At 64.1% G+C, this 26,938-nt stretch carries 23 protein-coding genes and 2 pseudogenes; 7 read left to right on the top strand and 18 right to left on the bottom strand.

The features are described 5' to 3' along the window. The 7 genes from tcmP to NKI50_RS21465 all read right to left on the bottom strand — a co-directional run. Positions 1-428 (bottom strand): three-Cys-motif partner protein TcmP (gene tcmP, locus NKI50_RS21495; RefSeq protein ID WP_352717508.1); only part of this gene is annotated, 428 nt, incomplete at its 3' end. A gap of 143 nt (positions 429-571) precedes the next feature. Continuing rightward, positions 572-1,033: a MarR family winged helix-turn-helix transcriptional regulator gene (locus tag NKI50_RS21490; protein ID WP_023718174.1), complete on the bottom strand. Its 462-nt coding sequence runs from the start codon at positions 1,031-1,033 to the stop codon at positions 572-574. Next, positions 1,030-1,614 (bottom strand): amino acid synthesis family protein, encoded by a 585-nt coding sequence (locus tag NKI50_RS21485; protein WP_023718173.1) that lies wholly within the window; start codon positions 1,612-1,614, stop codon positions 1,030-1,032. Before NKI50_RS21485 ends, NKI50_RS21490 begins: the two co-directional genes overlap by 4 nt. Then, positions 1,607-2,482 (bottom strand): UPF0280 family protein, encoded by an 876-nt coding sequence (locus NKI50_RS21480; RefSeq protein ID WP_352548076.1) that lies wholly within the window; start codon positions 2,480-2,482, stop codon positions 1,607-1,609. Before NKI50_RS21480 ends, NKI50_RS21485 begins: the two co-directional genes overlap by 8 nt. Further along, positions 2,482-4,023 (bottom strand): 6-hydroxynicotinate reductase, encoded by a 1,542-nt coding sequence (locus NKI50_RS21475; RefSeq protein WP_352484339.1) that lies wholly within the window; start codon positions 4,021-4,023, stop codon positions 2,482-2,484. Before NKI50_RS21475 ends, NKI50_RS21480 begins: the two co-directional genes overlap by 1 nt. Continuing rightward, positions 4,020-6,773 (bottom strand): molybdopterin-dependent oxidoreductase, encoded by a 2,754-nt coding sequence (locus NKI50_RS21470; protein WP_352640296.1) that lies wholly within the window; start codon positions 6,771-6,773, stop codon positions 4,020-4,022. The genes NKI50_RS21475 and NKI50_RS21470 overlap by 4 nt, the downstream gene beginning before the upstream one ends. Beyond that, the gene (locus tag NKI50_RS21465; protein ID WP_352548072.1) at positions 6,773-7,633 is read right to left on the bottom strand and encodes an FAD binding domain-containing protein; all 861 of its coding nucleotides are present in this window, start codon (positions 7,631-7,633) and stop codon (positions 6,773-6,775) included. Before NKI50_RS21465 ends, NKI50_RS21470 begins: the two co-directional genes overlap by 1 nt. 272 nt (positions 7,634-7,905) lie before the next feature. Between NKI50_RS21465 and pncA the strand changes: the two genes are divergently transcribed. Both pncA and NKI50_RS21455 read left to right on the top strand, forming a co-directional pair. Then, positions 7,906-8,505, top strand: coding sequence for a bifunctional nicotinamidase/pyrazinamidase (pncA, locus tag NKI50_RS21460; protein ID WP_023718168.1), 600 nt, complete (start codon positions 7,906-7,908; stop codon positions 8,503-8,505). Positions 8,506-8,545: 40 nt separating this feature from the next. After that, entirely contained in the window at positions 8,546-9,973 is a 1,428-nt protein-coding gene (locus NKI50_RS21455; RefSeq protein WP_023718167.1) for a sodium:proton antiporter, read from the top strand. Here the strand turns inward: NKI50_RS21455 and NKI50_RS21450 are convergent, their stop codons facing one another. The 8 genes and pseudogenes from NKI50_RS21450 to gcvA all read right to left on the bottom strand — a co-directional run bounded on the left by NKI50_RS21450 (position 9,974) and on the right by gcvA (position 18,901). After that, positions 9,974-10,693 carry an ABC transporter ATP-binding protein gene (locus NKI50_RS21450; RefSeq protein ID WP_352640297.1) on the bottom strand — a complete coding sequence of 240 codons (720 nt, stop codon included), beginning with the start codon at positions 10,691-10,693 and terminating at the stop codon, positions 9,974-9,976. It abuts the gene before it with no gap. Continuing rightward, positions 10,686-11,414 (bottom strand): ABC transporter ATP-binding protein, encoded by a 729-nt coding sequence (locus tag NKI50_RS21445; RefSeq protein WP_023718165.1) that lies wholly within the window; start codon positions 11,412-11,414, stop codon positions 10,686-10,688. The genes NKI50_RS21450 and NKI50_RS21445 overlap by 8 nt, the downstream gene beginning before the upstream one ends. Then, positions 11,411-12,373, bottom strand: a complete 963-nt coding sequence (locus tag NKI50_RS21440) for a branched-chain amino acid ABC transporter permease (protein ID WP_023718164.1) — start codon at positions 12,371-12,373, stop codon at positions 11,411-11,413. Before NKI50_RS21440 ends, NKI50_RS21445 begins: the two co-directional genes overlap by 4 nt. Then, positions 12,370-13,251, bottom strand: coding sequence for a branched-chain amino acid ABC transporter permease (locus NKI50_RS21435; protein WP_023718163.1), 882 nt, complete (start codon positions 13,249-13,251; stop codon positions 12,370-12,372). The genes NKI50_RS21440 and NKI50_RS21435 overlap by 4 nt, the downstream gene beginning before the upstream one ends. Before the next feature lie 86 nt (positions 13,252-13,337). After that, complete coding sequence (locus tag NKI50_RS21430; protein WP_352717505.1) at positions 13,338-14,642, bottom strand: ABC transporter substrate-binding protein; 1,305 nt, start codon at positions 14,640-14,642, stop codon at positions 13,338-13,340. 163 nt (positions 14,643-14,805) lie between these two features. After that, positions 14,806-16,254: a hypothetical protein gene (locus tag NKI50_RS21425; protein WP_352640298.1), complete on the bottom strand. Its 1,449-nt coding sequence runs from the start codon at positions 16,252-16,254 to the stop codon at positions 14,806-14,808. 176 nt (positions 16,255-16,430) lie between these two features. Beyond that, positions 16,431-17,735: a nicotinate phosphoribosyltransferase gene (gene pncB, locus NKI50_RS21420; protein WP_352484344.1), complete on the bottom strand. Its 1,305-nt coding sequence runs from the start codon at positions 17,733-17,735 to the stop codon at positions 16,431-16,433. A 192-nt stretch (positions 17,736-17,927) separates the two neighbouring features. After that, positions 17,928-18,901, bottom strand: a pseudogene (gene gcvA / locus NKI50_RS21415) (transcriptional regulator GcvA). Positions 18,902-19,082: 181 nt separating this feature from the next. Here gcvA and speB point away from each other — a divergent pair. The 4 genes and pseudogenes from speB to NKI50_RS21395 all read left to right on the top strand — a co-directional run bounded on the left by speB (position 19,083) and on the right by NKI50_RS21395 (position 22,411). After that, positions 19,083-20,144 (top strand): agmatinase, encoded by a 1,062-nt coding sequence (gene speB / locus NKI50_RS21410; protein WP_023722517.1) that lies wholly within the window; start codon positions 19,083-19,085, stop codon positions 20,142-20,144. 138 nt (positions 20,145-20,282) lie between these two features. After that, a complete protein-coding gene (locus NKI50_RS21405; protein WP_352592981.1) occupies positions 20,283-21,092 on the top strand; it encodes a transporter substrate-binding domain-containing protein in 810 nt (269 codons plus the stop codon). A gap of 6 nt (positions 21,093-21,098) precedes the next feature. Beyond that, positions 21,099-21,767, top strand: a complete 669-nt coding sequence (locus NKI50_RS21400; protein WP_352640299.1) for an amino acid ABC transporter permease — start codon at positions 21,099-21,101, stop codon at positions 21,765-21,767. After that, a pseudogene (locus NKI50_RS21395) lies at positions 21,764-22,411 on the top strand (amino acid ABC transporter permease). The gene NKI50_RS21400 and the pseudogene NKI50_RS21395 overlap by 4 nt, the downstream one beginning before the upstream one ends. A gap of 16 nt (positions 22,412-22,427) precedes the next feature. On the opposite strand, the gene NKI50_RS21390 reads toward NKI50_RS21395, so the two are convergent. Beyond that, the gene (locus NKI50_RS21390; protein ID WP_352592983.1) at positions 22,428-23,831 is read right to left on the bottom strand and encodes an MATE family efflux transporter; all 1,404 of its coding nucleotides are present in this window, start codon (positions 23,829-23,831) and stop codon (positions 22,428-22,430) included. Between the two features lie 229 nt (positions 23,832-24,060). Here NKI50_RS21390 and NKI50_RS21385 point away from each other — a divergent pair, with 229 nt between their 5' ends. Beyond that, positions 24,061-24,642, top strand: a complete 582-nt coding sequence (locus NKI50_RS21385) for a histidine phosphatase family protein (RefSeq protein ID WP_352717511.1) — start codon at positions 24,061-24,063, stop codon at positions 24,640-24,642. Between the two features lie 14 nt (positions 24,643-24,656). Here the strand turns inward: NKI50_RS21385 and NKI50_RS21380 are convergent, their stop codons facing one another. Together NKI50_RS21380 and NKI50_RS21375 are read right to left on the bottom strand one after the other, a co-directional pair. Further along, positions 24,657-26,243 (bottom strand): FGGY-family carbohydrate kinase, encoded by a 1,587-nt coding sequence (locus NKI50_RS21380; RefSeq protein ID WP_352548063.1) that lies wholly within the window; start codon positions 26,241-26,243, stop codon positions 24,657-24,659. After that, positions 26,240-26,923 (bottom strand): HAD family hydrolase, encoded by a 684-nt coding sequence (locus NKI50_RS21375; RefSeq protein WP_352484350.1) that lies wholly within the window; start codon positions 26,921-26,923, stop codon positions 26,240-26,242. The genes NKI50_RS21380 and NKI50_RS21375 overlap by 4 nt, the downstream gene beginning before the upstream one ends. Between the last annotated feature and the right edge of the window lie 15 nt (positions 26,924-26,938).

The following is a 26,938-nucleotide window of genomic DNA, read 5'->3' as shown; positions in this document are numbered from 1 at the left end:
AAGACCCAGTTCGCCGTCGTCTTCGGCGAAAGGTTCGTCAGCCAATGACGAAACCGGCCTCGCGCACAGAATTCCTGACAGTTCCCGCAAGCCTCAACCCGCTCGGTTTCGATGTCTCCGATATATACCGCGGAGAATGGCGTTTTGCTGTCGGCGCTCTTTTTCCAGGCGGCAACCACACCGCCATCAATAAATTCGCTGGTACCGCGAATCCTGCACCTGCCTGGTCCACAGAACGGATCAATCAGAGTTGCGCCAGCTTTTCCCTGGTCGAGCCATTTCGATCGAACACCGCGACTGATGTCGACATAGCGACATAGATACTCATGCTTGGTTTTGGCCCAAGCGCCGACCACCTCTACAGGCGATCCATCGTCGCCTTCAATAAGCTCCCCCACCAACGCCCCCGTTTTGATCGATCCAACCACCTTTAGTGTCAATCGACAAGCGAGGAGCTAACCACATCCTCCTAAGGCACCCCCCGACTGATACGCCGCCACCCTTCCCATTTCATGTGGACGAGCAAGCTAAGCCTTGCCAAGTCAGGCCATTCTCTCGTGGCAGCGCCGCCCTAAGCCAGCTTGGCCAGCAGCTTCATGAAAATGGCCGCCTCCTTGGCGGAAAGCGGCGCCAGCGTTTCCTGCGTAATCTCGCGGGCAAGCGGAATCAGCCTCTCGATCGCGTCGCGCCCCTCGGCCGTCAGATTGACCAGCAGGCGCCGTTTGTCGACTTCGTGTTTGCTAAGTTCGACAAAGCCTCGCGCTTTCAGCCGGTCGATGACACCTTTCACCGTCGCCGCATCCATGGCGATCAGGCTGCCAAGCTGGTTCTGCGAGGTCTCGCCGACGTCGCGCAATTTGGCCAGGGCGGCAAATTGCGGCGGCGTCAGATCGGCGATGTGTGCGGCGAAGATCGAGACATGGCGCTGGTGCGCCTTGCGCAGGATAAAGCCGACCTGCTCCTGCAAGCGATAGTCGTTTTCGTCAGGCTCCTCGGCCTCGACCAGCTTGAGCAGATTGTCTTCGGCGCTCACCTCAGCCCATCCCATGCCTTGATGTCCTTGGCAGCCAGCCCGCCCATGCGGTCATGCACGCGCGGGCCGCAGGTCATTGCGAGGCAAAACAGGATCTCGTCGGGACGCGGGCCATCGCTGATGCCGATTTCCATGGCATCGAAATGGCTGCGCACATAGGCCGCGTTGATGTGGCCGAGCGGCACATCGAGCCGCGCGCCGAAGCCGCCGACCTTCTTCGACGACGGCACGATCGACTTGGCGTCGCCAAGCCGTTCGCGCATGGCATAGCCGCCCGGCACATGCCACAGCGCGCCATGCTCCAGCTCGCCCGCCGCGCCGACGATGGCACCCTTGCCGTAACCGTCGATCTGTTTCACGTCGCCGCCCAATGCGGCAATGAGCCTGTCGGAGAGCAGCAGCCCGAGCGGCTTCAAATCCTCCATCGCGCTCTGCAGTTCCTCGACGTAACGGCCGGCGAACGGGTTCTTCACCACAGCCATGGCCGCGGCGCGGCGCCGCGGCACCTTCGCCACCGGCCCGCCTTCGTGAAAAATCTCTTCGGTCAGCACGGCGATCTTGCGGATCGGAAACTCAGGCATGAGCAATTTCCCTCTCTAAAACTTTGTTGGCGAGCGCCATCGGACCTGCGATGCGCACCTGACCGCCGAGGAAAAGCGCCGCGGCGGCAATCAGGCCGCGCCGCCGAAACTCCTCGGCAACGGCAAATCCGCTTTCCAGCGCAATAGCGATTTCAGCGGCGGAAAGCGGCCCCACGCCCTGCGTCACCAAACGGTCGCCGAGATCGCTGTCCGGTGCGAGATCGTGCGCCCGTATGCGCCTAACGGCCGGATGACCGGGCACGTCGACGGCGTTGGCGATCAAGGTCGCGGCGGCATCGGCTTCAGCACCCGTCCGCGCCAGCACCGTGACCGCGTCGGCGATGCCGAGCGAAAACGAACGGCCGCGCCAGCCGCTTGTCGCGACACCGCGGATCCCGTCTTCGGCGCGGATCGTGAGACGGTCTGCCAGCCCGTGACCTGTCCCGGCAATGGCAAGCGTCATCGACTGGCCGTGGCCGAGATGGATCGCGCTGTCGCCGCCATTGTTGACATAGGCGCGCTCGAGCCGGCGGCCGGCAAGCAGAGCGCCAAGCACTTCGTCGGCTACCGAGCCGGCGACGGCCGCCATCGGCGTGATGAATTGTTTCGCTAGCGGAACGACCGCCGCTTCCATGCGACGTGCCGTCGGGCCGACAAACATGCGAGGACGCAGCGGCGCCTGGCGACGCAGTTCGGGCAACTCTTCGACCAGTTCGGGCAGGATTGTCTGGAAGCGCGTTGCCGCCTGATGATAGGCGGCGCGGCATTCGCTCGCCTCGCCGAAGGCCTCGACGATCAGATCGATCGGCCCATGATTGAGGTGAAGCCTTCGGCCGTCCTCGAGCCAATGCGCCTGCGGGCCGTTCATCACCCTGCCCCATTTGTCGTCGCGCGCCGCAGCTGCACCAGCGGCGGCCAGGGATTGTCGCGAGGTGCGGCCTTGCCGCGGCGCGGGTTGAGATACTCGCCGCCCTTGGCCAGGATATCGTCGACGCTGCGGATTTCGGCTTCATAGCCGCCGAGCCTGACATAATCGTCGCGGCGCATGGTGAATTCGATGGGCGCCACCAGCGCCGGTGTCGGGACATAGCCGAAGGCGCCTTCCGGCACGCGGATGACGTCGACCATCAGCGTGATGCCGCCGCCCGGCCAGACATAGACCGGCGCGCCGCCGACCGTCACATAGGTCTTGAGGCCCTGCACCGAGCGGGTCAGATTGACCGGGTTCTCGGTGACGCCGGCGCGCAGCGAGCCGCCGGCGCCGCCGACGAAAAGCACGGTGCAGAGCGCCGGCTCGCAATTGTCCTCGATCAGTTCAACCGACTTCCGCAGCCGCTCCGGGAACGGTTTCTGCACCGGCTTCAATTCGTCGTCGAGCTCGTAATAGGCGAATTGCTCACCGGTGGTCGAGACCATCAGCAGCGACATGCCGGGGCGCGCACCCTTTTTGGCGCTCCATTCACCAAGGATCGACAGCGGGTCGGAGATATTGGTGCCGCCCCAGCCGAGGCCGGGCTCCGACACCTTGAAATAGCGGCCCGGCGTCGAACGGCGGCCGATGATCTTGATGCCGGTATCCTGCCAGCCAAGCACCTTGCCCGCCTGATGCTCGGAGACGACGCCGGTGATGTGGTCGTCGACCACCACCACCTCGTCGACAAGGCCGCGCCACTGGGTGGCGAACATGCCTATGGTGGCCGAACCGCAGCCGACGCGCATGCGCTGCTCAAGTTTGCCGTCGATGACAGGCGGTTTGCCGGCTTCGACGATGACGGTGGCGCCGCCGTCGATGACGAGCTCGACCGGCTTGCGGTTGCACAGCCTGAGCATGGCATCACAGGTGGCGCGCCCTTCAGCCTTTGAGCCGCCGGTCAAATGATGCACGCCGCCCAGCGACAGCATCTGCGAGCCGTATTCGCCGGTGGTGACATGGCCGATCGCCTCGCCTTCGGCACGGACCGTTGCCGTTTCGGGGCCGATATGACGGTCGGTGTCGATCTTCACCTTGACGCCGCAATAGGAGAAGATGCCCTCGGTGACGACGGTGACCAGATCGACGCCCTCGACCTCCTGGCTGACGATGAAGGGCGCCGGCTTGTAGTCGGGATAGGTGGTGCCGGCGCCGATCGCGGTGACAAAGCGGCGGCCGGTGTTGACCAGTTCGCCGTCCCAGCCCTTGCCTTCCTCGGCAAAGGGCACGACCGCGCCGCCTGTCTCGGCCGCGTGGTCGAGGATGGTCAGCGGATCCATCCGCACGATCCTGCCGCCAACATTGCCGTAGCGGTCGCAGGCGCCGGTGCGGCCATCGGCGATGTAGCACATGACCGGACAGGCATCGCAGCGGATCTTCTCCGCCACCAGCTTCTCACCGGGATCATGGGTCTCGAAGCGTTCGGCAAGTTCGCTCATCGGCGTGCCTCCCTGTCGCGTATCGCGGCGCGGATGCGGGTCGGCGTCGCCGGAATTTTGGTGACCAGGACGCCGGTGGCATGACGGACAGCATTGAGGATCGCCGGAGCCGTCGGGATCAGCACATGTTCGCCCAAACCCTTGGCGCCAAAGGGTCCTTCCGGATCCGGAACTTCGATGAGGACGGTCTCGATCGGCGGCACGTCGCCGATAGTCGGGATCAGATAGTCGTGCAGGTTTTCGGTGCGGCCGGGGATGTATTCCTCCATCAACGCCATGCCGATGCCCTGGGCGATGCCACCCTCGATCTGGCCTTCGGCAAGCAAGGGATTGATGGCCTTGCCGACATCGTGCGCGGCGGTGATTTTTATCAGCTTCACGGTGCCGAGCCTGAGGTCGACCTCCAGTTCGGCGATCTGGGCGCCATAGCCATAGACGGCGTAAGGCTTGCCCTGACCTTTTGCATCGAGCGGCTGCGTCGGCGGATCGTAGCTTTCCTCGGCCCGGAAGACGAAGCCTTCGGCGTCTGCCTTCAGCGAGGAAAGATCGATGCGGCGCGTCGCTTCGCCTTCCCCGATGCTCAGGCTTGTGCCATCCAGCGCAATCGCCGCCTTTTCCGAGACATTGGCGAAACGCAAGATATCCTCGCGCAAGGCGCGGCCGGCCTTTTCGGCGGCCTTGCCGGTGACGAAGGTCTGGCGCGAGGCCGAGGTCTTGCCGGCGTCGGGGGTGATCGCCGTATCGGCGCCTTTCAGCCGCAGCTTCTCCAATGGCAGACCCAACGCGTCGGCGCAGATCTGCGCGATGACAGTGTTCGAACCTTGCCCGATATCGACCGCCCCCTGATGCAGGACGACTTCGCCCGATACCGAGATGCCGACCTTGATGGTCGACGGATTGGGCAGCGAGGTGTTGCCGCAGCCGTACCAGCAAGAGGCCACGCCGACGCCGCGTTTTTTGATGCTGCTGCCGGCATTGAACGCTTCGGCATCGCGAAGGGCACGCTGCCAATGTGAGCGGAGGGCCTCCAGGCAGTCGGCGATGCCGACGCCCGACTCGAGCCGCTGCCCGGTAACTGTTTCGGATCCGTTCCGAAGGCAGTTCTTCAAGCGGAAGTCGAGCCGGTCCATGCCGAGCTTGTCGGCCAGCTCGTCATAAAGGGTCTCCTGCATGATCGTCGCCTGCGGCACGCCGAAGCCGCGAAAGGCGCCGGCAATCGGGCCATTGGTGTGGATGGCGCGGCCTTCGGCGCGATAGTTCGGCGTGGCATAGGGGCCGGAGGCGTGCACCGGCACGCGGTTGGCGACCGTCGGCCCCCAGCTGGCATAGGCGCCGGTGTTGAAATCGCCGGCGAAGACCATGCCGGTGACACGGCCGTCGGCATCGGCGCCGATGCTCGCTCTCATCTCGGCCGGATGGCGCTTGGTAGTCGAGATCATCGATTCGTTACGGCTGTAGGCGAGCGTCGCCGGCCGGCCGGTTTTCATGGCGACGAGGCCAATGAGCGGTTGCAGCGAGACGTCGAGCTTGGAGCCGAAGCCGCCGCCGGTGGCGGTCGGTACGATGCGCACCTTTTCCGGGGCAAGGCCGAGCACTTTTGCCGTGTCGTCACGGTCCATATAGGGCGCCTGCGTGCAGGCGACGACGACCAGCGTATCGCCGTCCATGAAGGCATAGCCGGCTTCCGGTTCGATATAGGCGTGCTCGACATAGGAGGTGTCGATAGCGCCGAAAACGACGAAAGCCGCACCGGCAAGGGCTGCTTCCGGGTCGCCGCGCTCGACAAAGCCGGAGGTAAGCAGGTTCGAAGGCCGGTTTTCATGGACCAGTGGCGCGCCGCTGGCCTGTGCTTCGCAAGGGTCCAGACAATGCGGCAATTCGGTCCAACTGACAGGAAAATCGGCAAGGTCGAGATCGAGGATAGCCTCGCGTTCGCCGGCAACCAGGGCCACCGCCTCGCCGCGAAAGCGCGAAAATCCTTCGGCAAGCGCCGGCTGGTCGGCGAAGGGGGCAATGACGCCGAAACAATTCTTTCCCGGGATATCGGCGGCGGTAAAGACGCCGGCAATGCCGGGACAGGATTTCACCCAGCTGCCGAGATCGCCAAAAGTGAAAGCGGCATGATAATGCGGCGAGCGGACGACCAGCACTGACAGTGCATCCGTGGGGAAGGAATCGCCGCCGAATTTCTCGACGCCGGTGACTTTCGGCACGCCATCGAGGCGGATCGGAGAGGAGCCCACGGCATGGCCGGATCGTGGCAGGCGCGGATCGAGACCGTCGGCATGGCGCGAAGCATCCATCACCGCGGCGACGATCTTGCGGTAACCAGTGCAGCGGCAGAGAACACCGCCCAGTGCATCCTGCGTTTCGGCCTCGGTCGGGTAAGGCGTCCTGTCCAGGAGTGCCGTTGCGGCGACCAGCAGGCCGGGCGTGCAGGCGCCGCACTGTGCTGCGCCATGGCTGAGGAACGAGGCCTGCAGCGCCGACAGCCTGCCGTTGGCGAGACCTTCGACGGTCGTTACCACGGTGCCGGAGGCGGAAGCCGCCGGCGTCAGGCAGGCGCAGACCGGCTCGCCGTCGACCAGCACCGTGCAGGCGCCGCAATCGCCGGCATCGCAGCCGATCTTGGTGCCGGTCAGCCGCAGCTCGTCGCGCAGCACCGCGGACAGCCGTCGCACCGGCGGTACGCAAACGCTGACGGCGGCGCCGTTGACCTCGAAGGCGATGTTGGCTCGCTCCATGCCCATCAGGCCGCCGCCCTTTCGCCGGGAATAGCGCCCATCGCACCAAGCACGGCGCGGACGACGATCTCGCGCGCCGCATCCAGCCGGTATTCGGCGCTGCCGCGCACGTCGCCGATCGGCGACAGCTCGTCCATTGGCGCGGATTGGATGGCAGTGGCCAGCGCGGGGCCGACCGGACGGCCGCGCAGCGCCGCCTCGACGCCCGCCAAGCGCCTGGCGACGACCGAGCAGGACCCGACGGCGACGACCGCGTTCCTGACGATGCCATCTTCGATGGCCAGGCGTGCGGCGGCCATGGCGATGGAGATGACGAGATAACGCCGTGCGCCAAGCTTCACGAAGGCGGAGCTGCCGGCGGTCGCGGGTTTGGGAATGCGGATTGCCGTGACCATTTCGCCGGGCTGCAGAGCGGTGCGACGGTTGCCGAGGATGAATTCTGCAAGGGGCAGATGCCGGGTCGCCACCGAGGAACGCAGTTCGACCTCGGCGTCGAGCACCAGCAGCGCAGGCACGCCGTCGGCGGCCGGCGAGGCATTGCAAAGATTGCCGGCAATCGAGGCAACGTTCTGGATCTGCACCGAGCCGACTTCCCGCGCCGCCTGCTTCAGCGCGTCGAAAGCCGCCGGCAGCGGATGGCGGACGAGATCGGTCCAGGTGGTGCGCGCGCCAACGAGCCAATGGTTCTCGGCTTCGGCAATGCCGCGCAATGCCGCCAAGCCATTGATGTCGAGGACATTGTCGCGGAAAGGCTTGCTGCCCTGTGCCGGATAGAAGTCGGTGCCGCCGGCGAGGATGCGCCATTGTCCTTCGCCCAGCAAAGCGAGGGCGTCGTCGACCGTGGTGGGTTTTGCGTAACGGATCACGCTTTGCCTTCCCAGAATGGACTTCCCGAGAGGGGATCCTGCCGAAAGATTTTCCCGAGCATGCAAGGCAGGAAATTCATTCGTATGCAAATGATATCAAGCCGGCAGGAATTGTCAAAGCCAGAGTTTGCACGGCTATGGGCACCGGTGCGCCCGGAACGCATTTGTTATGCCGTGAGAGGTTGACGCAGCCGGCCATCTGGTCAAGTTTCTGCGTCCGGTCGCGTTTTCATTGGAGCCTAAGCTCAAGACCAAGAAAATAAGGAGGCTCCATGGCCGACGAAGCGCTTGTCGTCATCGACCTGCAGAACGATTTCTGCCCGGGTGGCGCCCTGGAAGTGGCCGGCGGCGACGAAATCGTGCCGTTGGTCAACGACCTGATCCGGCGGACCGAGCACGTCCTGCTGACGCAGGACTGGCACCCTGCCGGCCATTCCAGCTTTGCCTCCAGCCACCCCGGCAAGCAACCGTTCGAAACGATCGATGTGCCTTATGGCCACCAGACGCTGTGGCCGGATCACTGCATCCAGGGCAGCCTGGGATCGGATTTCCATTCGGGCCTCGCCTGGAGCAAGGCCGAGCTGGTGATCCGCAAAGGGTTCCGTCCTGCGATCGACAGCTATTCGGCATTCTTCGAGAACGACCGGACGACGCCGACCGGCCTTGCCGGCTATCTTCGGGATCGGAACATCGAGACGCTGACCCTGGTCGGCCTAGCGACGGATTTCTGCGTCGCCTTTTCGGCGCTCGACGCGGTCAAGCTCGGTTTTGAGACGTCCGTGCGGCTCGACGCCTGCCGCGGCATCGATCTCAACGGCTCCGTGGAGAGGATGCTGGGCCGGATGCGCGATGCCGGCGTGGCACTGATTTGAACGTCATCCAGCCGAACCTGACAGACTTTTGAGGGGCTTCATGCGGTTTGCGGCGTTGACGGCAAGTGCTGCACTGATTGCCGCAATCTTTTCTCCGGGAGCGGTTCTCGCGGCCGAAGCGCACGAATTGCCGGGCGCCGCCATGTCGCTGTGGTGGGTGCTGCCGTTTGCCGGGCTATTGCTTTGCATCGCGACCGGGCCGTTGCTCTTCCGTCATGCCTGGGAGCACCATTACGGCAAGATTGCCGCTTTCTGGGCAGCGTTGGTGATCGGGCCGCTGGCGCTCGCCTTCGGCATCCCGTCGGCAACGCAGGCGGTGCTGCACGCGCTGCTCACCGAATATATGTCGTTCATCATCCTGTTGTTCGCACTGTTCACCATTTCGGGCGGCATCTTCGTTGCCGGCAACATCCACGGCACGCCGCTGGTCAATGCCGGGCTGTTGCTGGGCGGCGCTGTGCTTGCTTCGATCATCGGCACAACCGGCGCCTCGATGATCCTGATCCGGCCGCTCATCCGCGCCAACGACAACCGGCGCTTCAACGCCCATGTCGTCATCTTCTTCATCTTCCTGGTGTCCAACATCGGCGGGTCGCTGACGCCGCTCGGCGATCCGCCGCTGTTCGTCGGCTTCCTGCGCGGCGTCGATTTCTTCTGGACGACAGTTCACCTGTTGCCCGAGACACTGTTCGTCGCCGGCGTGGTGCTGGCGGTTTTCCTGGCGATCGACATCATCATGCATCACCGGGAGGAAGGCGCGCCGAAGATCAAGGATCCGACGCCCGACAGCAAGGTGCGCATTCGCGGCCTGGCCAACATCCCGCTGCTGGCAGGGGTGATCGCCGCGATCCTGATTTCCGCTGCCTGGAAGCCGGGAGTGAGTTTCTCTTTTCAGGGCGTCAGCCTCGAGCTGCAGAATCTGGTGCGCGACGCCGCCATCCTGATACTGGCCTTCACGTCGCTTGTCGTCTCGCCAAAGGAGTTTCGCGGCGCAAACGCCTTCAGCTGGGGGCCGATTGCCGAGGTGGCGAAGCTGTTCGCCAGCATCTTCATCTGCATCGTGCCGGTCGTCGCCATATTGCGGGCCGGCCTCGACGGCGCGCTGGCGCCGTTGGTGCTGCTGGTCAGCTCGCCGACCGGGGCGCCCGACAATCTCGCTTATTTCTGGCTGACCGGGGCGCTGTCGTCCTTCCTCGACAATGCGCCGACCTATCTGGTGTTCTTCGAGCTGGCCGGCGGCGATGCGCAGCATCTGATGACCGAGCTCGCCTCGACGCTGGCGGCGATCTCGGCCGGCGCGGTGTTCATGGGTGCCAACACCTATGTCGGCAATGCGCCGAATTTCATGGTCTATGCCATTGCCAGGCATCGCGGCATCAAGATGCCGAGCTTCTTTGGCTACATGGCGTGGTCGGGCGCCGTACTGATCCCGACTTTCCTGCTCGCCGGCTTGCTGTTTTTTGCCTGATCAGCCGACGCCGACATAGCGGCGGACCGCCGAGGGATCAGCACGCAGTTCCTCAACGTCGACCGTCTCGCGGTTGCGGCCGTTTTCGATGAAGCAAACGCGGTCTGCGACCGAGAGCACGGCATCGACGCGCTGCTCGACAAGGATTGTCGACACGCCAAGCGCACGCAGCTTCGAAACGGTTTCGCGGATCTTGGCGATCATCGACGGCATCAGCCCTTCGGTCGGCTCGTCGAGTAGGAGCACCTGTGGTTCCAGACACAGGGCGCGGGCCATGGCCAGCATCTGCTGCTCGCCGCCCGATAGCGTGCCAGAACGCTGCCTAAGGCGCTGGCGCAGCAGCGGGAAGAGATCGAGCACGTTTTCGCGCGTCCCCTTGCCCTTGTTGCGGGCCATCAGGCCGATCTCGATGTTTTCAGCCACCGTCATCTCGGCGAACAGCCGCCGGCCCTGCGGCACATAGGCGACGCCGGCCTTGGGCACCTCGTGCGCCGGCAGGCCGGTCAATTCCCGCCCTTCGAGCCGGATCGAGCCGGCGCTTGCCGGCACCAGGCCCATGATCGCCTTCAGCGTCGTCGTCTTGCCGGCGCCGTTGCGGCCGAACAGGCAGAGCACCTCGCCCTCGCTCAAGACGAGATCGAGGCCATAGAGCACCTGGACCTCGCCATAGAAGCAATCAAGCCCGGAGATCGTCAGTGCCCTGGACTGGGCCTCAGCCATGGGTCGTCCCCAGATAGGCGTCCTGCACCGCGGCATTGGCGCGGATCTGCTCGGGCGTGCCTTCAGCTAAAATCCTGCCGGCGTTGAAGACGGTGATGCGGTCGGCGAGCTGCATGACCACCGGCATGTTGTGCTCGATCAAAAGCACGGTGGCGCTATCGGCGATCTCGCGCACCAGCTCGATGAAATTGTCGATCTCGCTGTCGGCCAGCCCTTGCGTCGGTTCGTCGAGGATCAGCAGCCGCGGCTTCAGTGCCAGCCCCATCGCCACTTCCAACAGGCGCTGGTGACCGTAGGACAACTGCCCGGCCGGCATTTGCGCCCAGTCGGCAAGTCCGGTGCGCTCGAGCGCCGCCATGACGCCGGTGTGAACCGCGCCCTTCGAGCGGCTGTCGGTCAGCGTGCGCTGCACCGGCAGGGCAACATTGTCGTAGGCGCTGAGATTGGCAAAGACGCTGGTGATCTGGAATGTATAGGCGATGCCAAGGCGAACCCTGGCGTAGGCAGGCAGGCTGGTGATATCGGCGCCGTCGAAGATGATCGTGCCCGACGAGGGCTGGATGCGGCCGCTGACCAGGCTGACGAAGGTGGTCTTGCCGGCACCGTTGGGGCCGATGACAGCGCGGATCTCGCCCGGCATCAGCGCGAAGTCGACGCCGTCGACGGCGCGCAAGCCGCCGAAACTGCGCGACAGGTCTTTGGTGGTCAAAAGCGGCATCATGGCAGCCATCCGAGCCAGCGCTGGCGAATGCTGCCGAGAATGCCTTTTGGGAAAAACAAAACCAGCAGGATCAGCGCGATGCCGACGATCAGCAGATAGGCGGAGGTGTAGCCGCTAGCGACGTCGATGACATAGTACATGAACAGCGTGCCGATCAGCGGCCCGAGCGTGGTGGCAGCACCGCCCAGCAGCACCCAGAGCAGCGGCAGGATGGAATACTGCACCGAAGCGAAGCTCGAGCCGACATAGCCGAACAGCAGCGCATAGGCGGCGCCGGAACCCGCGCAGATGGTGCCGGAGACGATGACGGCGGCGAGCTTGTTGGAAAACGTATCGTAGCCGAGCATTTTTGTCCGCTCCTCGTTCTCGCGGATGGCGACCAGCACGCGGCCATAGCCGGAGCGGACTATGGCCAGGCTTATAAGCAGCACGATCGAGAACAGCGCCAGCGCGCTCATATAGCGCACGGTCGGGTTGGTGAGGTCGAGCGACGTGCTGCCCAGGACAAGGACACGCATCGACTGCGGTACGACCATGCCCTGGTCGCCGCCGGTCCAGGCGGCGAGATAGAGGATGACGAGATAGAATACCTGAGCGAACATCATTGTTACGATCATGAAGGCGACGCCGGAGGTGCGCAGCGCCAGCAGCGCGATCACCAGCGCGAGAAGTGCGCCGCAGGCAAGCCCGGCTGCAAAGGCGGCCGATACGCTCCAGCCGAGATGAATGACGGCGAGGCCGGCGCCATAGAGCCCGGCTGAAAAAAACATGGCATGGCCGAGGCTGAGCAGCCCGACATAGCCGAACAGCAGATTGTAGCCCATGGCGAAGACCGCCAGCACCATGATGCGAGCGAGCAGGCCGTGATGGTATTCCGGCAAGACGAAGCTCAGGGCGAAAAGCAGGGCGATGACGCCGAGGTGCAGCGCATATGGCTTTGCCGGCGAAGCATCCTTCATCGCGATGCCGTCCCGAACAGGCCCTGCGGCCGGAACACCAGCACCATGGCGACGAGCAAGGTGGCGATGATCTTGGCCAGCGTCGGTGAGAAGAACACCGAGATGATGCCGTCGGAAAGGCCGATCAGCACCGCGGCGACGACCGTGCCGCGCAGCGAGCCGAGGCCGCCGATGATGACGACGATGAACGACAGCAACAGCGGGTCTTGTCCCATCAGATAGTGGGCCTGGCTGATCGGCACGATCAGCACCGCGGCCACAGCCGCCAACATGGCGCCGAGCGCGAAGACGCCGGCATAGACTCTGGTCACCGGAATGCCAAAGGCCTGCGCCGTCTCGCTGTCATATTGCGTGGCGCGCATGATGAGGCCGATTTTCGTGCGCGTCAGCACCAGCCAGGTCGCGACCAGAAGCAGCGCGGATGCGGCGATGATCGACAGCTTGTAGCCGGAATAGCCGAACCACGGCAGGAGGATGCGGTAGCTGAACGGCGGCTCCACAGGCCGCGCCTCCGGGCCGTAGAAGGTCAGCGCCAATTGCTGGATGATGTAGAGCATGCCGATGGTGGCGACGATGGTGGCTTCCGGATTGTAGTTGAGCCGGCGCAGGACCAGCCGTTCGGCGAGCAGTGCGATCAAGCCGACGATCAGCGGCGCCAGCACCAGGGCGGCCAGGAAGCCGAGCGCCGGATGGCCGGATATCGCCGTAGAAATCGCCCAGGCAAGCACCGCGCCCAGCATGAAGAACTCGCCATGCGCGACATTGACGACGCGCATGACGCCGAACACCAGCGACAGGCCAAGCGCCGTCAGCGCCAGGACGGCGGAGGTGACGAGGCCTTCGAGGGCGGCGAGGAGCAGGTGGGGTCCGAAGTGCATCGGCTAAGCACCGGCGGATGCGCGAAGCACCCCCCTCTGGCCAGAGGGGGGTGTCTTGGCGCTCACGCTTGCTGCAGCAGCCAAGCTCACAGCGCCTGCGTCGTGTAATCCCCTTCCGGCTCGTAGAGGCCGTCCTCGATCTTGGTCTTGTGGACGACATTCAGCCGGCCGCCTTCGACCTTGGAGATGTTCTGGATACCAAAACACTGGTGGATCTTGCCGTTGAAGGTTTTCGGTCCCTGCGGATGCTCGGGCCCCTCGGCGAACTCGGTCAACGCCTCGGTCGCCTCGACCAGCTTGGCGCGGTCTTCCGGGCCCTTATGGCCGGCATCCTCCATCGCCTTCTTGACGACGTAGAGCGTTTCCCAGCAGCCGAACATGTGCGCGGCGGTGGAGACGTCCTTGGGATCGCCGACAGATGCACCATTGTCGTCGATGCCGACGGCGGCACGATAGGCCTTCTGTGCAGGGGAGTCATCGGGCTGCGCATAACGTGGCGAGCCTTCCCAGAAATGGCTGCCGTCGAGGAATTCGAGGCCGGGGCTGTTGATGTCGGTGGCTTCGAGCGAATCGATGAAGCCGAACAATTGCGGCCGGTTGGAGCCGTAGAACTCGCCGAGTTCCTTGACGAAGGTGAGCACCGCCGGGCCGACCATGACGTGGTAAATCACCTCGGTCTCGGCCGGGATCTGCGGAAAATATTTGGTGAAGGAGGATTCCGTCGGCGGGATGGCGATCTGCGCGATGACCTCGGCGCCTTGCGCCTTCAGCGCCGGCGGCAGGTAGTCGCGATGATCGTAGCCGAAAGCGAAATCGGGGAATATCTGCGTCACCTTCTTGCCGGCATTGGCGGCAATCCACGGCGCCATCGACTGGATCTGGCTCTTCACGTCGGTGATGCCGGGCTGGAAGACGTAGCGGTTCAATTTGGTCGACGCGACGTGGTGACCTTCACTGACGACGAAATAGGGCATCTTGGCCTCGCCGGCGGCCGGCGCCGAGCCGATGACGACATGCGAAAACAGCGTGCCGTAGACGATGTCGGTCTTGTGCTGGGAGGCGAATTTGCCGACCACTTCGGCGCCCCGGCCGGGATCGGTGCCGTCATCCTCGATGATCACCTCGACCGGCCGGCCGTTGATGCCGCCGGCATCGTTGATCGCCTTGACCGCCGCGGCCGTGGTCTTCTCGTACCAGCGGCCATAGGCGGCGCCGATGCCGGTGCGGTGCGACTGGAAGCCGATCTTGATCGGCGCCGAGCTCTGCGCCTGGCTGTAGCGCACGAAGCCCGGCGCGACGGCAAGACCGGCGCCGGCGGCAAGGACCTTCAGCGCCGTGCGGCGGGTGAGAGCGGATCTGGAGAGATCGAAAAACCCATTCTTGTCAGTCACGGCAGTTCCCCTTGTTTTTGAGCTTTGACCAATGGCTGTAGCGAGGCGGGCCACTCTTGCTAAGAGGGCCGAAAATTGCATGTGTACAAACTAAATCACCAAAGCTCTGACGTGGCAAGCGAGCTTTCCCCAAGGTTCGATTGACGGGCATCGCGCATCTCGTTCACCCGGCGGTTGGCGTCGCAAGCAGCCACAAGCCGAAGACGGTGTAGGCGATCATCAGCAACGTGAGCGGAAACTGGCTGAGCGCGGCGCGAGCGGGAATGGGGTGCAATCGCCAGGCCAAGCCATGGGCGACAAGCACTGCAAGCATGTGGCCGGCTATGATGACGCCGGCCTGGAGATTCCACAGCCACCACGCCGAGCCGGCGCCGGCGACGACGCCGGCTTCAATTGGCAGTTCAGCGGTGCCGAACAGGTTCCAGCCCAGCGCAAACGGGTCGGAGAGAGCGGCAATCGCATATTGGCCGTCGACCAGCAGCGCCGTCAGATAATGCGCGAAGTGATAGGCGAGCGCGATCGGCACGATCGACCAGACTAGTAGCCCTGCGGCGTGAGCGAGGGAATGCTTGCTGCCGGCAAGGTGCTGGCCAAGAAAGACGGCAAGCGCGAACACGGCCGCAAGCACGACAAAGGTCAGCACAAGGCCGAAACTGCCGATGCCGATCAAGGCGGTGCGTCCCGGAAACTCCAGCGGATTGATGCCGAACCGGCCTAGCCAGAAGAAGGTTTTCGACAGGCCGTCGAAGGATACCGACGACAGCGCAAGCAGCAGGAAGGCGACGCCGCTGAGCGGCAGCGGCGCATCCTCGAGCAGCTTAGCGCCCGGCCAGCAGAGTTTGAGCCGGCCGTCCTCGTTGCGTTCGACGATGGCGAAGCGCGCCACCATCGAAAAGAACACTGTCAGGAACTCGCCGCTGCGGGTCCAGCCGCGGTAGCCGAAGACCTGCATGGCCGCGAAGCTTAGCAGCCAGTAGACGCCGGCGGCCCAGGTCAGCCGCCCCGGGTCATCGGGCGCCGGGTCGATCAGCTCGAACCAGGCGAAGGCGAAGAACAGCACGAAAGCCGGCCAATAGCCGAGCCACTGGGGCAGCCGCCGTGGCTCCGTTCTGTCGGACAGGCGCGAGACGACGCGGCAAGGCCCGTACCACGGATTGAGCCACGACCAGAGATCGCCGCTGAGCCCTTGCAGCAAAGCCAGCCCAACCCAGAGCAATGTCCATACGGTCAGCGGCAGCGGATTGGAGAGCGGATCGCGGCTGCCGAACAGGCCGGCGGCAGTGAGAATTGCAAAGCCGGCAAAGGATATCAGGCTGACGGCAGTCCGCGCGCCGTCGCCGAAGGTGAAAAGCGGCAGGCGTTTGCGCCAGAAGCGGTCGAGGGAGTCCGGCCTCAGTAGCGCCAGGACAAGGAAACTGGCGGCGACGGCGAGCGCGCCGCCGGCGACGTAGTAGCCGGTGGGGAGGAGCAGGACGTGGCCGCGGTCGGAGGCGTGGGCGAAGGCGGGGGTGGGCAGGAATACAGGTGCAAGGGCCAGGAAGAAGGAGAACCGCGGCAGGGCTACTAGGTTATGGCAGCGCTCTACGGCACCCCCCTCTGTCCTGCCGGACATCTCCCCCTCGAGGGGGGAGATTGGCAGTTGAATCGGCCGGCGCTTTTCTTGCCTCGTTGAGGGTTGGCCAGAGCGGAGATGAGAGCCAATCTCCCCCTCAGAGGGGGAGATGTCCGGCAGGACAGAGGGGGGTGGGCGGGAACTCATGCTTTCCAAGAAATACTTCTTGTCGGCCCTCACACCTTCACCAGCTGCTCCACGCGGTCCTTCTGGCCGAAAATGCGCAGATAGCGCTCGATCTCTTTCTCGTCGCCTGTCGACTTGGCCGGATTGTCGGAAAGCTTGACCGCCGGCCTGCCATTGGCCTCGGTGACCTTGCAGACCAGCGAGATGGCGTCGAGCCGGTTGGTCTCGGTCGGTGCGCAGCCTTCGAAATCATTGGTCAGGTTGGTGCCCCAGCCGAAGGACATGCGCACCTTGCCGCGGAAGTGGCGGTAGGTCTCCTCGATGGTCTCGACCTCAAGCCCGTCGGAGAAGATGAGCAGCTTCTGCTTGGGGTCCTTGCCCTTTTCGCGCCACCAGGAAATGATCTTCTCGCCGCCCTCGATCGGCGGCGCGCTGTCGGGGCGGAAGCCGGTCCAGTCGGCGACCCAGTCCGGCGCATCGCGCAGGAACGCCGCGGTGCCGAAGGTGTCCGGCAGCACGATCAGCAAATTGCCGCCGTAGTAGCGCTGCCAGTCCTGCAACACCTTATAGGGCGACTGCTTCAATTCCTTTTCCGAATTGGTGAGCGCGGCGAACACCATCGGCAGCTCATGCGCGTTGGTGCCGAGCGCTTCGAGGTCGTTGTCCATGGCGAGCAGGACGTTGGAGGTGCCGGTAAAGGCCTCGCCGATGCCCTCCTTCAACGCTTCGACGCACCAGCGCTGCCACAGGAACGAATGACGGCGGCGGGTGCCGAAATCCGAGATGCGGATGCCGGGCAGCGCCTTCAGCCGCTCGGTCTTGGCCCACATCTTGGCCTTGGCGCGGGCATAGAGCACGTCGAGCGCGAACGGCCCGAACGCCCGCATGGCCGCGCGAGATCGAAGTTCATTGATAATTGCCAGCGCCGGGATCTCCCACAGCGTCGTGTACATCCACGGGCCGCTGAAGGCGAGTTCGTATTGGCCGTCGCGCCTGGAGAGCTCGTATTCGGGCAGCCGGAAATTTTCCAGCCAGGCGAGGAATTCCGGTTCGAAGATCTGCTTGCGGCCATAGAAGGTGTTGCCGCCGAGCCAGATCATCTCTTTCTTCGAGAAGCGCAAGGTGCGGGCATGGTCGAGCTGCTCGCGCAGCTCCGTCTCGTCGATCTCCTCGGCAAGGCGGACCGAGGTGGTACGGTTGATCAGCGAGAAGGTGGCGTCGACCTTGGGATACATGCCCCAGATCATCTGCAGCATCAGAAGCTTGTAGAAATCGGTGTCGAGCAAGCTACGCACGATCGGGTCGAGCTTCCAGGTGTGGTTGTAGACGCGCCGCGCTATATCGGTCTTTGCCATCGCTCAATGCGCCTTCGCTGCTCGTTCTAGCTTTTGTCTAGCGCAATTCCGGACGGAAAACCGCTGCGCACTTTTCCTGGAATTGCTCCAAATGCCTCTTAGCATCGAATTTTTGAACGCGCCTCCCGCTTTGCGGGCTGGCCCGACAAAAAGAAGCCCCTGCGGCAAGCGGCGCCCACGGCAGTTTCGGCCTCAGGATGCGGTCTTGGCGCCGACCACCTTGAGCGCTGGACGCTTGCGGCGAAAGCCGATGCGGCCTGCCACCGGCGCGTCGGCGCGGCGATCGGCCTGCTCTTTCTCGGCAAACAGCCAGTCGATGAACAATTGCACGATCGGCGCCGACCGCATCTCGTTGCGGCAGACGACGTAGAAATCGTCGACGGCCGGCACGGAAAGGCTGAATGGCGCGACAAGCAGACCCCTGGCGAGCAGTCCGCTTGCCGTCACCGTGTCGCCGAGCGCCACGCCATGGCCGTGGACTGCGGCCTCGGTCGCCATGCGCGCGTCGCCGAGATGGTGGCGGCGGCCGCGCTCCAGGTCCAGCGCATCGGCGGCGGCCAGCCAGGTGTGCCATTCGCGGCCGTCGTCGCCATGCAGGAAGACGTGATCGGCGAGGTCGCGGACGGTGCGGATCGGGCGGTTGTTGATCAGCGTCGGGCTGACCACCGGGAACAGTTCGAGACCCGACCATTTGCGCATCCAGCAATCGGTCCAGCTGCCGTCACCATAGTGCACGCAGACATCGATATGCGGTGCGCGGACGTCCTTGGCATCATTGGATGGGATCAGCGTCAGCCGGATACCGGATATTGCGAAGTGAAGCTGCCCAGCCGCGGGATCATCCACAGCAATAGCAGCGCCGGCACGCAGGATACCGATAGCGCGCCGGTGCTGGCCGGCCGTGTCATGCGCTGCGTGGCGGCGGCAATGCCGTCGAAGGCTGTCGACACCGCCGGCAGCAATTCGGCGCCGTGCGGCGTCAGCTTCACCCGCTGGCCGGCACGCTCGAACAGCTTGACGCCCAACGATTGCTCGAGCGCCTTGATCTGATGGCTGATGGCACCGTGGGTGACGTTCAGCTCGGCCGCCGCCTTGGTCAGCGAGGCATGGCGCGCCGTCGCCTCGAAGGCGCGCAGCGGGTTGAGCGGTGGCAAACGCTTGGCCATTTGGAACCTAAGCTCTGTGAGATTTTCTCACAGCGAACACCCTAACAATATCAATTGATTTTTCAATGCAGCTACAGGACACTTTGCCCAAGCATTGCATCAAGACGTGAAATCTGCAGGCAACCAACGGCTGCGGCTATCGAGGCCGCCGTCCGCGCTGCACCAGCCATGGAGGACCGACATGGGTTATGACCGCGGCAAGCTCGAAGCGCTGCGCCGCAAATACGGCGAGAGCCATGGCGGCGAAATGTTCGACCCGAAATTCCAGCGTGTCGCCGACAAGATCTTCTCCAAGACCGGCACGCGGCTGGCGCCCTATTCCGGCATCCCGACCTTCCTCGCTGCGCCCTATCGTGAAATCGCCGCCGACAATCCGGATTTCGGCGATCTTCAGGTGGCGATGATCGGTGTGCCGATGGATCTGGGCGTCACCAACCGGCCGGGCGCCCGTTTCGGGCCAAGGGCGCTGCGCGCCATCGAGCGCATCGGCCCCTACAATCATGTGCTGGAATGCGCACCGACGCATGAGCTGAAAGTCGCCGACATTGGCGACGTGCCGTTCCAGAGCCGCTACCGGCTGGAGACCAGCCATGACGACATCGAACGCCGCACCAACCAGATCGTCGACGCCGGCGTCCTGCCCTTGTCTGTCGGCGGCGACCATTCGATCAGCCACCCGATCCTGAAGGCTGTCGGCAAGAAGGCGCCGGTGGGCATGATCCATATCGATGCCCATTGCGACACCAGCGGCCTGTTCGACATGACCAAGTTCCACCATGGCGGTCCGTTCCGCAACGCGGTGCTGGACGGCGTGCTCGACCCGAGCCGCACCATCCAGATCGGCATTCGCGGCTCGGCCGAGTACCTTTGGGAGTTCACCTATGAGTCCGGCATGACCGTGGTGCATGCCGAAGAGGTGACCGGCCTCGGCATTCCCGCCATTATCGAGAAGGCGCGCAGGATAGTCGGCGACGGCCCGACCTATGTCTCCTTCGATATCGACAGCGTCGATCCTGCCTTCGCGCCGGGCACCGGCACGCCGGAGGTCGGCGGGCTGACGACGCGCGAAGTGCTCGAGCTGCTGCGCGGCCTGAAGGGCCTCAACATCGTCGGCGGCGACGTCGTCGAGGTGGCACCGCAGTACGACGCAACCACCAACACGGCGCATGCCGGCGCGCAGGTGCTGTTCGAGATCCTCAGCCTGATGGTCTTCAGCCCGGCAATCACCGGCAAGGCGGGCTGACGCGTTCGACCATGACCCCGAAAAAGTAGGAACCGTTTTTCGGAGACGATCATGGTCCACTAGGGAATCCAAAGGCTACCGCCGCGCTGGAGCCGGCGGTTGCACTCAAACAAACAAGCTTCCAGCAGGGGAATAAAAATGACACTTCACATGAAACTCAAATCATCCATCGCCGCCGTGCTGATGCTCGGTGCGGCCGGTCTTGGTTTCACCACCCAGGCCGTCAATGCCGACGCGATCGACGACATCGTCAAGGCCGGCGCCATCAATGTCGGCATCTTTTCCGATTTCCCGCCCTTCTCCTCGGCCAGCGCCGATATGAGCATCAAGGGCTACGACATCGACGTGGCGCAATCCATCGCCGACCAGCTCCAGGTCAAGCTCAATCTGGTCAGCGTGACCGGGCAGAACCGCATTCCGTACCTGACCGACAAGCGCGTCGACCTGCTGATGAGCGTCGGCTATTCCAAGGAGCGTGAGCAGGTGATCGATTTCGCCGCCGCCTACGCGCCTTACTACATCGCCGTCATCGGCCCGGCAGCACTTGCGGTCAAAGGCAAGGAAGACCTTGCCGACAAGTCGATCGCCGTCAATCGCGGCACGCTGGAGGACACCTCGCTGACCGAGGCAGCACCCGCCTCGGCCGACATCCGCCGCTTCGACAACTACAATTCCGTCATCCAGGCCTTCATTTCGGGCCAGACCCAGCTGATGGTGGTCGGCAACGATGTCGGCGCCCAGGTGCTCGCCCGCCAGGAGGCGCTGAAGCCGGAACAGAAATTCCAGCTTCTCACCTCGCCATCGCATATCGGCCTCAACAAGAAGGAAGACCGCCTCAAGCAAGCGGTCAACGATGCGGTTGCCAAGATGCTGGCCGACGGCAAACTGGACGAAAGCTCGAAGGCCTGGCTGAAGACACCGCTCGATCCCGCCAATCTCAAGGATTGACGGCCGGTGACCTATAGCCTCGACTTCGGCTGGCTTGCCGGGGCGACAGGGGCGATCGCGCGCGGCGCGGCCACGACGATCCTGTTGATCGCCGTGACCACGCTGGCGGGAACGTTGCTCAGCATCCTCGGCGCCGCAGGGCGGCGGAACGGCCCGCTGCTGCTCAAGCGGGCGATCGGCGTCTATGTCGAGGTGATCCGCAACACGCCGTTCCTGGTGCAGCTGTTCTTCATCTTCTTCGGGCTGCCAAGCATCGGCGTGAGGCTCGATCCCGTGCTGGCAGCCATGCTGGCGATGACGCTCAACATGGCGGCCTACACGATCGAGATCGTTGGCGCCGGACTCGACGCGGTGCCGCCCGGGCAGACGGAAGCGGCAATGGCGCTTGGGCTCAGGCCGCGCCAGGTCTTCATCAAGATCGTGCTGCCGCAGGCGCTCAAGGTGATCTATCCGGCGCTGACCAGCCAGATCGTCATCATGATGCTGGAAACCGCCGTGGTGTCGCAGATCGCGGTGCGCGAGCTGACCTATGAAGCCGACATGCTGCAGGCGCGCACGTTCCGGGCTTTCGAGACCTATTTCGTGGTGACGATGGTCTATCTCATCCTGTCGATTGGGCTGCGCCGGCTGCTGGTCGGCGGCGGGCGCCGGCTTCTTGGAGCCGGCGTGTCATGATCGAATTCACCTTCTGGGACATTCTGCGCAACCTGCTGCTGGCGGCGCGCTGGACAGTGCTCTTGTCGTTGGCCGCCTTTGTCGGTGGCGCCGTGGTCGGCATGATCGTGCTGTTCTTCCGGATCGCCAAGAATAAATAGGCGCGGCGGTTTGCCTCCGGCTACATCGCGCTTTTCCAGGGCACGCCGCTGCTGATGCAGCTGTTCCTGATGTTCTTCGGCTTGCCGATGCTGGGCCTGCGCATCGAGCCGTGGACCGCGGCGGTGCTTGGCCTGACCTTCTTTGCCAGCGCCTATCTCGCCGAGATCTGGCGCGGCGGCGTCGATGCGCTGCCGCGCGGCCAGTGGGAGGCCGGCGCCAGCCTCGGCCTGCACTATCTGCAGGAACTCCGGCTGATCATCTTGCCTCAGGCGTTTTCGATCACCCGCGCCCCGACCGTCGGCTTCCTGGTGCAGCTGATCAAGTCGACCGCGCTGACCTCGATCATCGGTTTCGAGGAGCTGGTAAGGACATCCAACGCGATCAACAATGCGACCTTCGAACCGTTCAAAGTCTATGGGCTGGTAGCGCTGATCTTCTTCGTCATGTGCTTTCCGCTGACGCAATATGCGCGCTCGCTGGAACAGCGGGCGGCGGCCCGCTGAGCGGGCGACCAGCAATTCAACGCCCGAACACCAGCGGCGGCGCGATCCTGTCCCGCCGCAGCCAGCGTCCCAGCAGGAGCGCGGCGACCACCGCCAGCCCGGACGACAGGCCGATCCAGATGCCGACGCCGTTGAAGCCGAATCGGAAGGCCAGCAGCACGCCGAGCGGCAGGCCGATGCCCCAATAGCCGATTGCGGCGTAGATCATCGGCACCTTGGTGTCATGCAGGCCGCGCAGCATGCCGCTGGCCACCGCCTGCGCGCCGTCAAAAACCTGGAACAGCGCGGCAAAGGCGAGGAACGACACGGCAAGCGCCACCACCTCGGCATTAGCCGGATTGCCCAGATCGATGAAGGCGCCGATCAAGAGATGCGGCCACAGGATCATCACTAGCCCCATTAGCGCCATGAAGGAGACACCGACGACATACGCGGTCCAGCCGGCCCGGCTGACACCTTCCGGATTGCCGGCGCCGTGGGCAAGTCCGACGCGCACCGTCACCGCCTGGTTGAGGCCGAGCGGCACCATGAAGGTGATCGAGGCGATCTGGATGGCGATCGCATGGGCGGCAAGCGAAGCCGCATCGATCAGGCCCATGAGAAAGGCCGCCGCGTTGAAAATCGTCACCTCAAACGCCAGCAGGCCGGCGATCGGCAGGCCGAGCCGCAGCAGGCCCTTGAAGCGCGGCCAATCGGCCCGCCAGAAGCGTCCGAACAGACGATAGCGCCGGAATTTCTTCTCAAGCATTACCACCGCCGCCATGCCGGCGAACATTAACGTGCTGGACAGCGTGGTGGCGAGGCCGGAGCCGGCGATGCCCATCGATTGGATGCCGAGATTGCCGAACATGAACAGCCAGTTGAAAAAGGCGTTGCAGGCGACGGCAACGAAAACGATGATCAGTGCCCAGCCCGGCCGCTCCAGCGCCGAAATAAACGAGCGCAGGACGATGTAGCCGAAAAAGGGCAGCACCGCCCATTCGAGCCAGCGCAGATAGATGCCGGCCTGATGCGCCAGTGCCGGTTCCTGACCCATGGCCAGCAACACGGCCTCGCCGTGCCAGAGAAAGACCCAGATCGGAATGCAAATGAGGATCGCCAGCCACAGACCCTGGCGCACGGTGCGGCGCAGGTCGCGCACCGAGTGGCGGCGACGGCCGAGCTCGGTCGCCATCATCGGCGAGGTCGCCAGCATCAGGCCAAGTCCAAAGATCAGCGGCATGAAGTAAAGGTTGGCACCAAGCGCACCGCTGGCCAGCGTGTCCGGCCCCAGCCGCCCCATCATCATGACGTCGGTAGCGGTCATCGCGGTCTGACCGAGATTGGTCAGCACCATCGGCCAGGCGAGCGCCAGCATCGCCCTGATTTCCCGACGCCAAAGGTTTTCCGGCGCGCGAGCGTCGGCTTCGATCGCAGACATTTTTTCCGCCTATCCGATTGCGGCACGTCGGCAAGAGCCGGAAGCCGCGTCTCAGCGCGGAAAATGGCCAAGATCGGCCGGATTCCGCATTACGACGGGTTTGTCTATGAAATGGGCACCGGTGGCAAGAGGCTGACTTGCGGAAGGGTTAAGCCAGTCGGCTCAATGCAGGCTATTGGAGAGGCCATGGAAGCCGCTATGGTCACGGTGGATTCCTTTGAAAGGCAGCCTGATGAGCGCGTTTCCCGAAATCTATCTGGTTCGGCATGGCGAGACGGAATGGAGTGCGTCCGGAAAACATACCGGCCGGACCGACATACCGCTGACGCCGGCCGGCGAGGATGGGGCAAGGCGGGTCACTGAGCGGCTAAGGGGTCTATCCTTCTCGGCGGTGTGGTCGAGCCCGTCGCAGCGCGCCTTCAACACCTGTGCGCTGGCCGGCTTCGGCTCGTCAGGCGTGAAGAAGGACGATCTGGCGGAGTGGGATTATGGTGCCTATGAGGGATTGACCACCAAGCAAATCCTCGCCGAGCGTCCCGGTTGGCGGCTCTTTCGCGACGGCTGCCCGCGCGGCGAGTCCGCCACGGATGTAGGCTCGAGGGCGGACCGGATCGTCAGCCAGTTGCTCGAGGCCAGCGGCAATGTCCTGGTCTTCTCAAGTTCGCATTTCCTGAGGGTGCTAGCCGCACGCTGGCTCGGCCTGCCACCGCAAGACGGCGCGCTTTTCGTGCTGGATACCGCCAGCGTAAGCGTGATCGGTTATGAGCACGGCCTTGACGAACCGGTCGTCCGGCGCTGGAACCAGAGATAGCCGCCGATCCCGATCTATCGGATCGCGTCCAGCGCCTGCCTTTGCCGATGCATCTCGAGAAACACGCGGTAGTCGCGATCGAACCGGCCGGCGGCAGCCGGATTGGGCTCGCGCGTCCTGCCGCCTTGCTGCATGGCGACGCAAGCGGCGTTCAAATCGGGAAAAAGCCTGGCAGCGGTGGCGGCAATCATGCCGGTGCCGAGCAGCACCGCCTCGTCCGCCAGCGGCTCGACCACCGTGCATCCGGTGGCGTCGGCATAGAGCTCCATCAACAGCGGGTTCTTGGTGTGGCCGCCGGTGACGTGCAGCGTATCGATCAGATAGCCGTTTTCGTTCAGCGCTTCCAGCACATGGCGGACGCCAAGCGCGATGCTGACGGCGGTGCGCCAATAGAGCTTGCACAGGCTGTCGAAGGAGGAATCCAGCGTCAGCCCGCTGATGACGCCGACGGCATGCGGGTCGGCGAGCGGCGAGCGGTTGCCGTGGAAATCGGGCAGCACGTGCAGCTTTGCGGCGAGGTTGTCGCCCTCGGCGGTGCGCAGCTCGGCGACGCGGTGGGCGATCCTGGCATGCATGGCGGCATCCGGCTCGCCGCCGGCGCCATGCCAGCGGATGATGTGATCGAGCAGCGCGCCGGTGGCCGACTGGCCGCCTTCCGACAGCCATAGGCCGGGAAGGGCGGCGCCGTAGTAAGGACCCCAGACACCGGCGAAAGGCTGCGGATCGGGCGACATCGCCATGACGCAACTCGACGTCCCGGCGATCAGGGCCAGATGGCGGCCGATATCCTTCGCGTTGCCGGCGAAGCCTCCGAGCACGCCAAGCGCGCCGGCATACGCATCGATGACGCCTGCACCGACCCGGCATTTTTCGGTGAGGCCAAGCTCCGCCGCGGCTTGCGCGTTAAGCGCACCGATATCGGCACCGACCGGGCTTGCCTTTTCCGGCAGATTGCCGTGCTCGAAAAGGTCGCCGAGCCCGACGGCTTCGAAGAAGTCGCGCCGCCAGCCGGTCGCTTCATGGGCAAGATAGGTCCATTTGGCGGTCAGCGTGCATTGTGAACGGGCGAGCGAGCCGGTTGCCTTCCAGGTCAGGAAGTCGGTGAGGTCGAATAGGTAGCCGGCTTCGTTCCATGTTCCGGGCAGGTTGCGCTTCAGCCACATCAGCTTCGGCGTCTCCATTTCCGGCGACATGACGCCGCCGATATAGTCGAGCACGGCATGGCCGCTTTCGGTGCATTCGTCGGCCTCGGCAATGGCGCGATGATCGAGCCATACGATGGTGTCCCAGCGTCTTTCGCCTGATACCGACACGCTGAGCTGGCCGCCATGCCGGTCTCGCACCACCAGCGAGCAGGTGGCGTCAAAGGAGATGCCGACGATATCCTCAGCCTTCACGCGCGCCTTTTCGCGGGCAGCGCGGACGGCCATGCACACCGCCGACCATATATCCTGCGAATCGTGCTCGGCGTGGTCGGCTTTCGGCTGTTGCATGGCGATCGGGTGCTCGGCGCGGCCGAGCAAGGCGCCACCGGTGTCGAGAATGCCGGCACGGGCGCTTCCGGTGCCGACATCGACCGCGCAAACGAAACTGTTGGTCAAGGTGTTCTTGCTCTCGCTCCCAGGCCTGCAATCAGATCGGGCAATTGCAGCATGTCAGCGAATATAAAGTCCGGCTCACTCGACGCAAGCCGCGCTTTCAGTGCCGGGTTGCCGGTGTGCGAGCCCCCGGTGAAGGCAAGGACGCGCATGCCTGCCACCCGCGCCGCTTGGATGCCGGCCGGGCTGTCCTCGACGACGAGGCAGTTTCGCGGGTCCGCTCCCATTTTAGCAGCCGCATGGAGAAAAAGATCGGGCGCCGGTTTGCCCCGCGCCACCATGGCAGCGCTGAACAAATGCGGCTCCAGCAGCCCAAGCAACCCCGTAACCTTGAGCGCATAGCGGATCCGCTCCAGCGTGCCGGAGGAGGCGACGCAGCACGGCACGCCGAGCTTCGGCAGGACCTGTGCCATGCCTGGCATCGGTTTCAGCTCCTGGCGAAACTTGCGCATCAGTTCGGAGCGCATCTCGGTCAGATGCTGGTCGGTGAGATCGAGCCCGAAGTCGCTTGCGAGGATTTCGCGGACGCTCTTCATGCTCTTGCCGAGGAAGTGCTCGTAGGCAACGTCCTCGCTGACGTTGCCGCCGGCAAGCGCGATCATCTCCAGCAATGCCGAGACGGACAGCATCTCGCTATCCACCAGCACGCCGTCACAGTCGAAAATGACCAGTTCAGGCGTCATCGCGCTGGATCGGCT

The organism is Mesorhizobium sp. M0563 (genome assembly GCF_040321065.1).
Lineage (GTDB): Bacteria > Pseudomonadota > Alphaproteobacteria > Rhizobiales > Rhizobiaceae > Mesorhizobium.
This window is presented reverse-complemented; position numbering and strand designations above follow the sequence as displayed.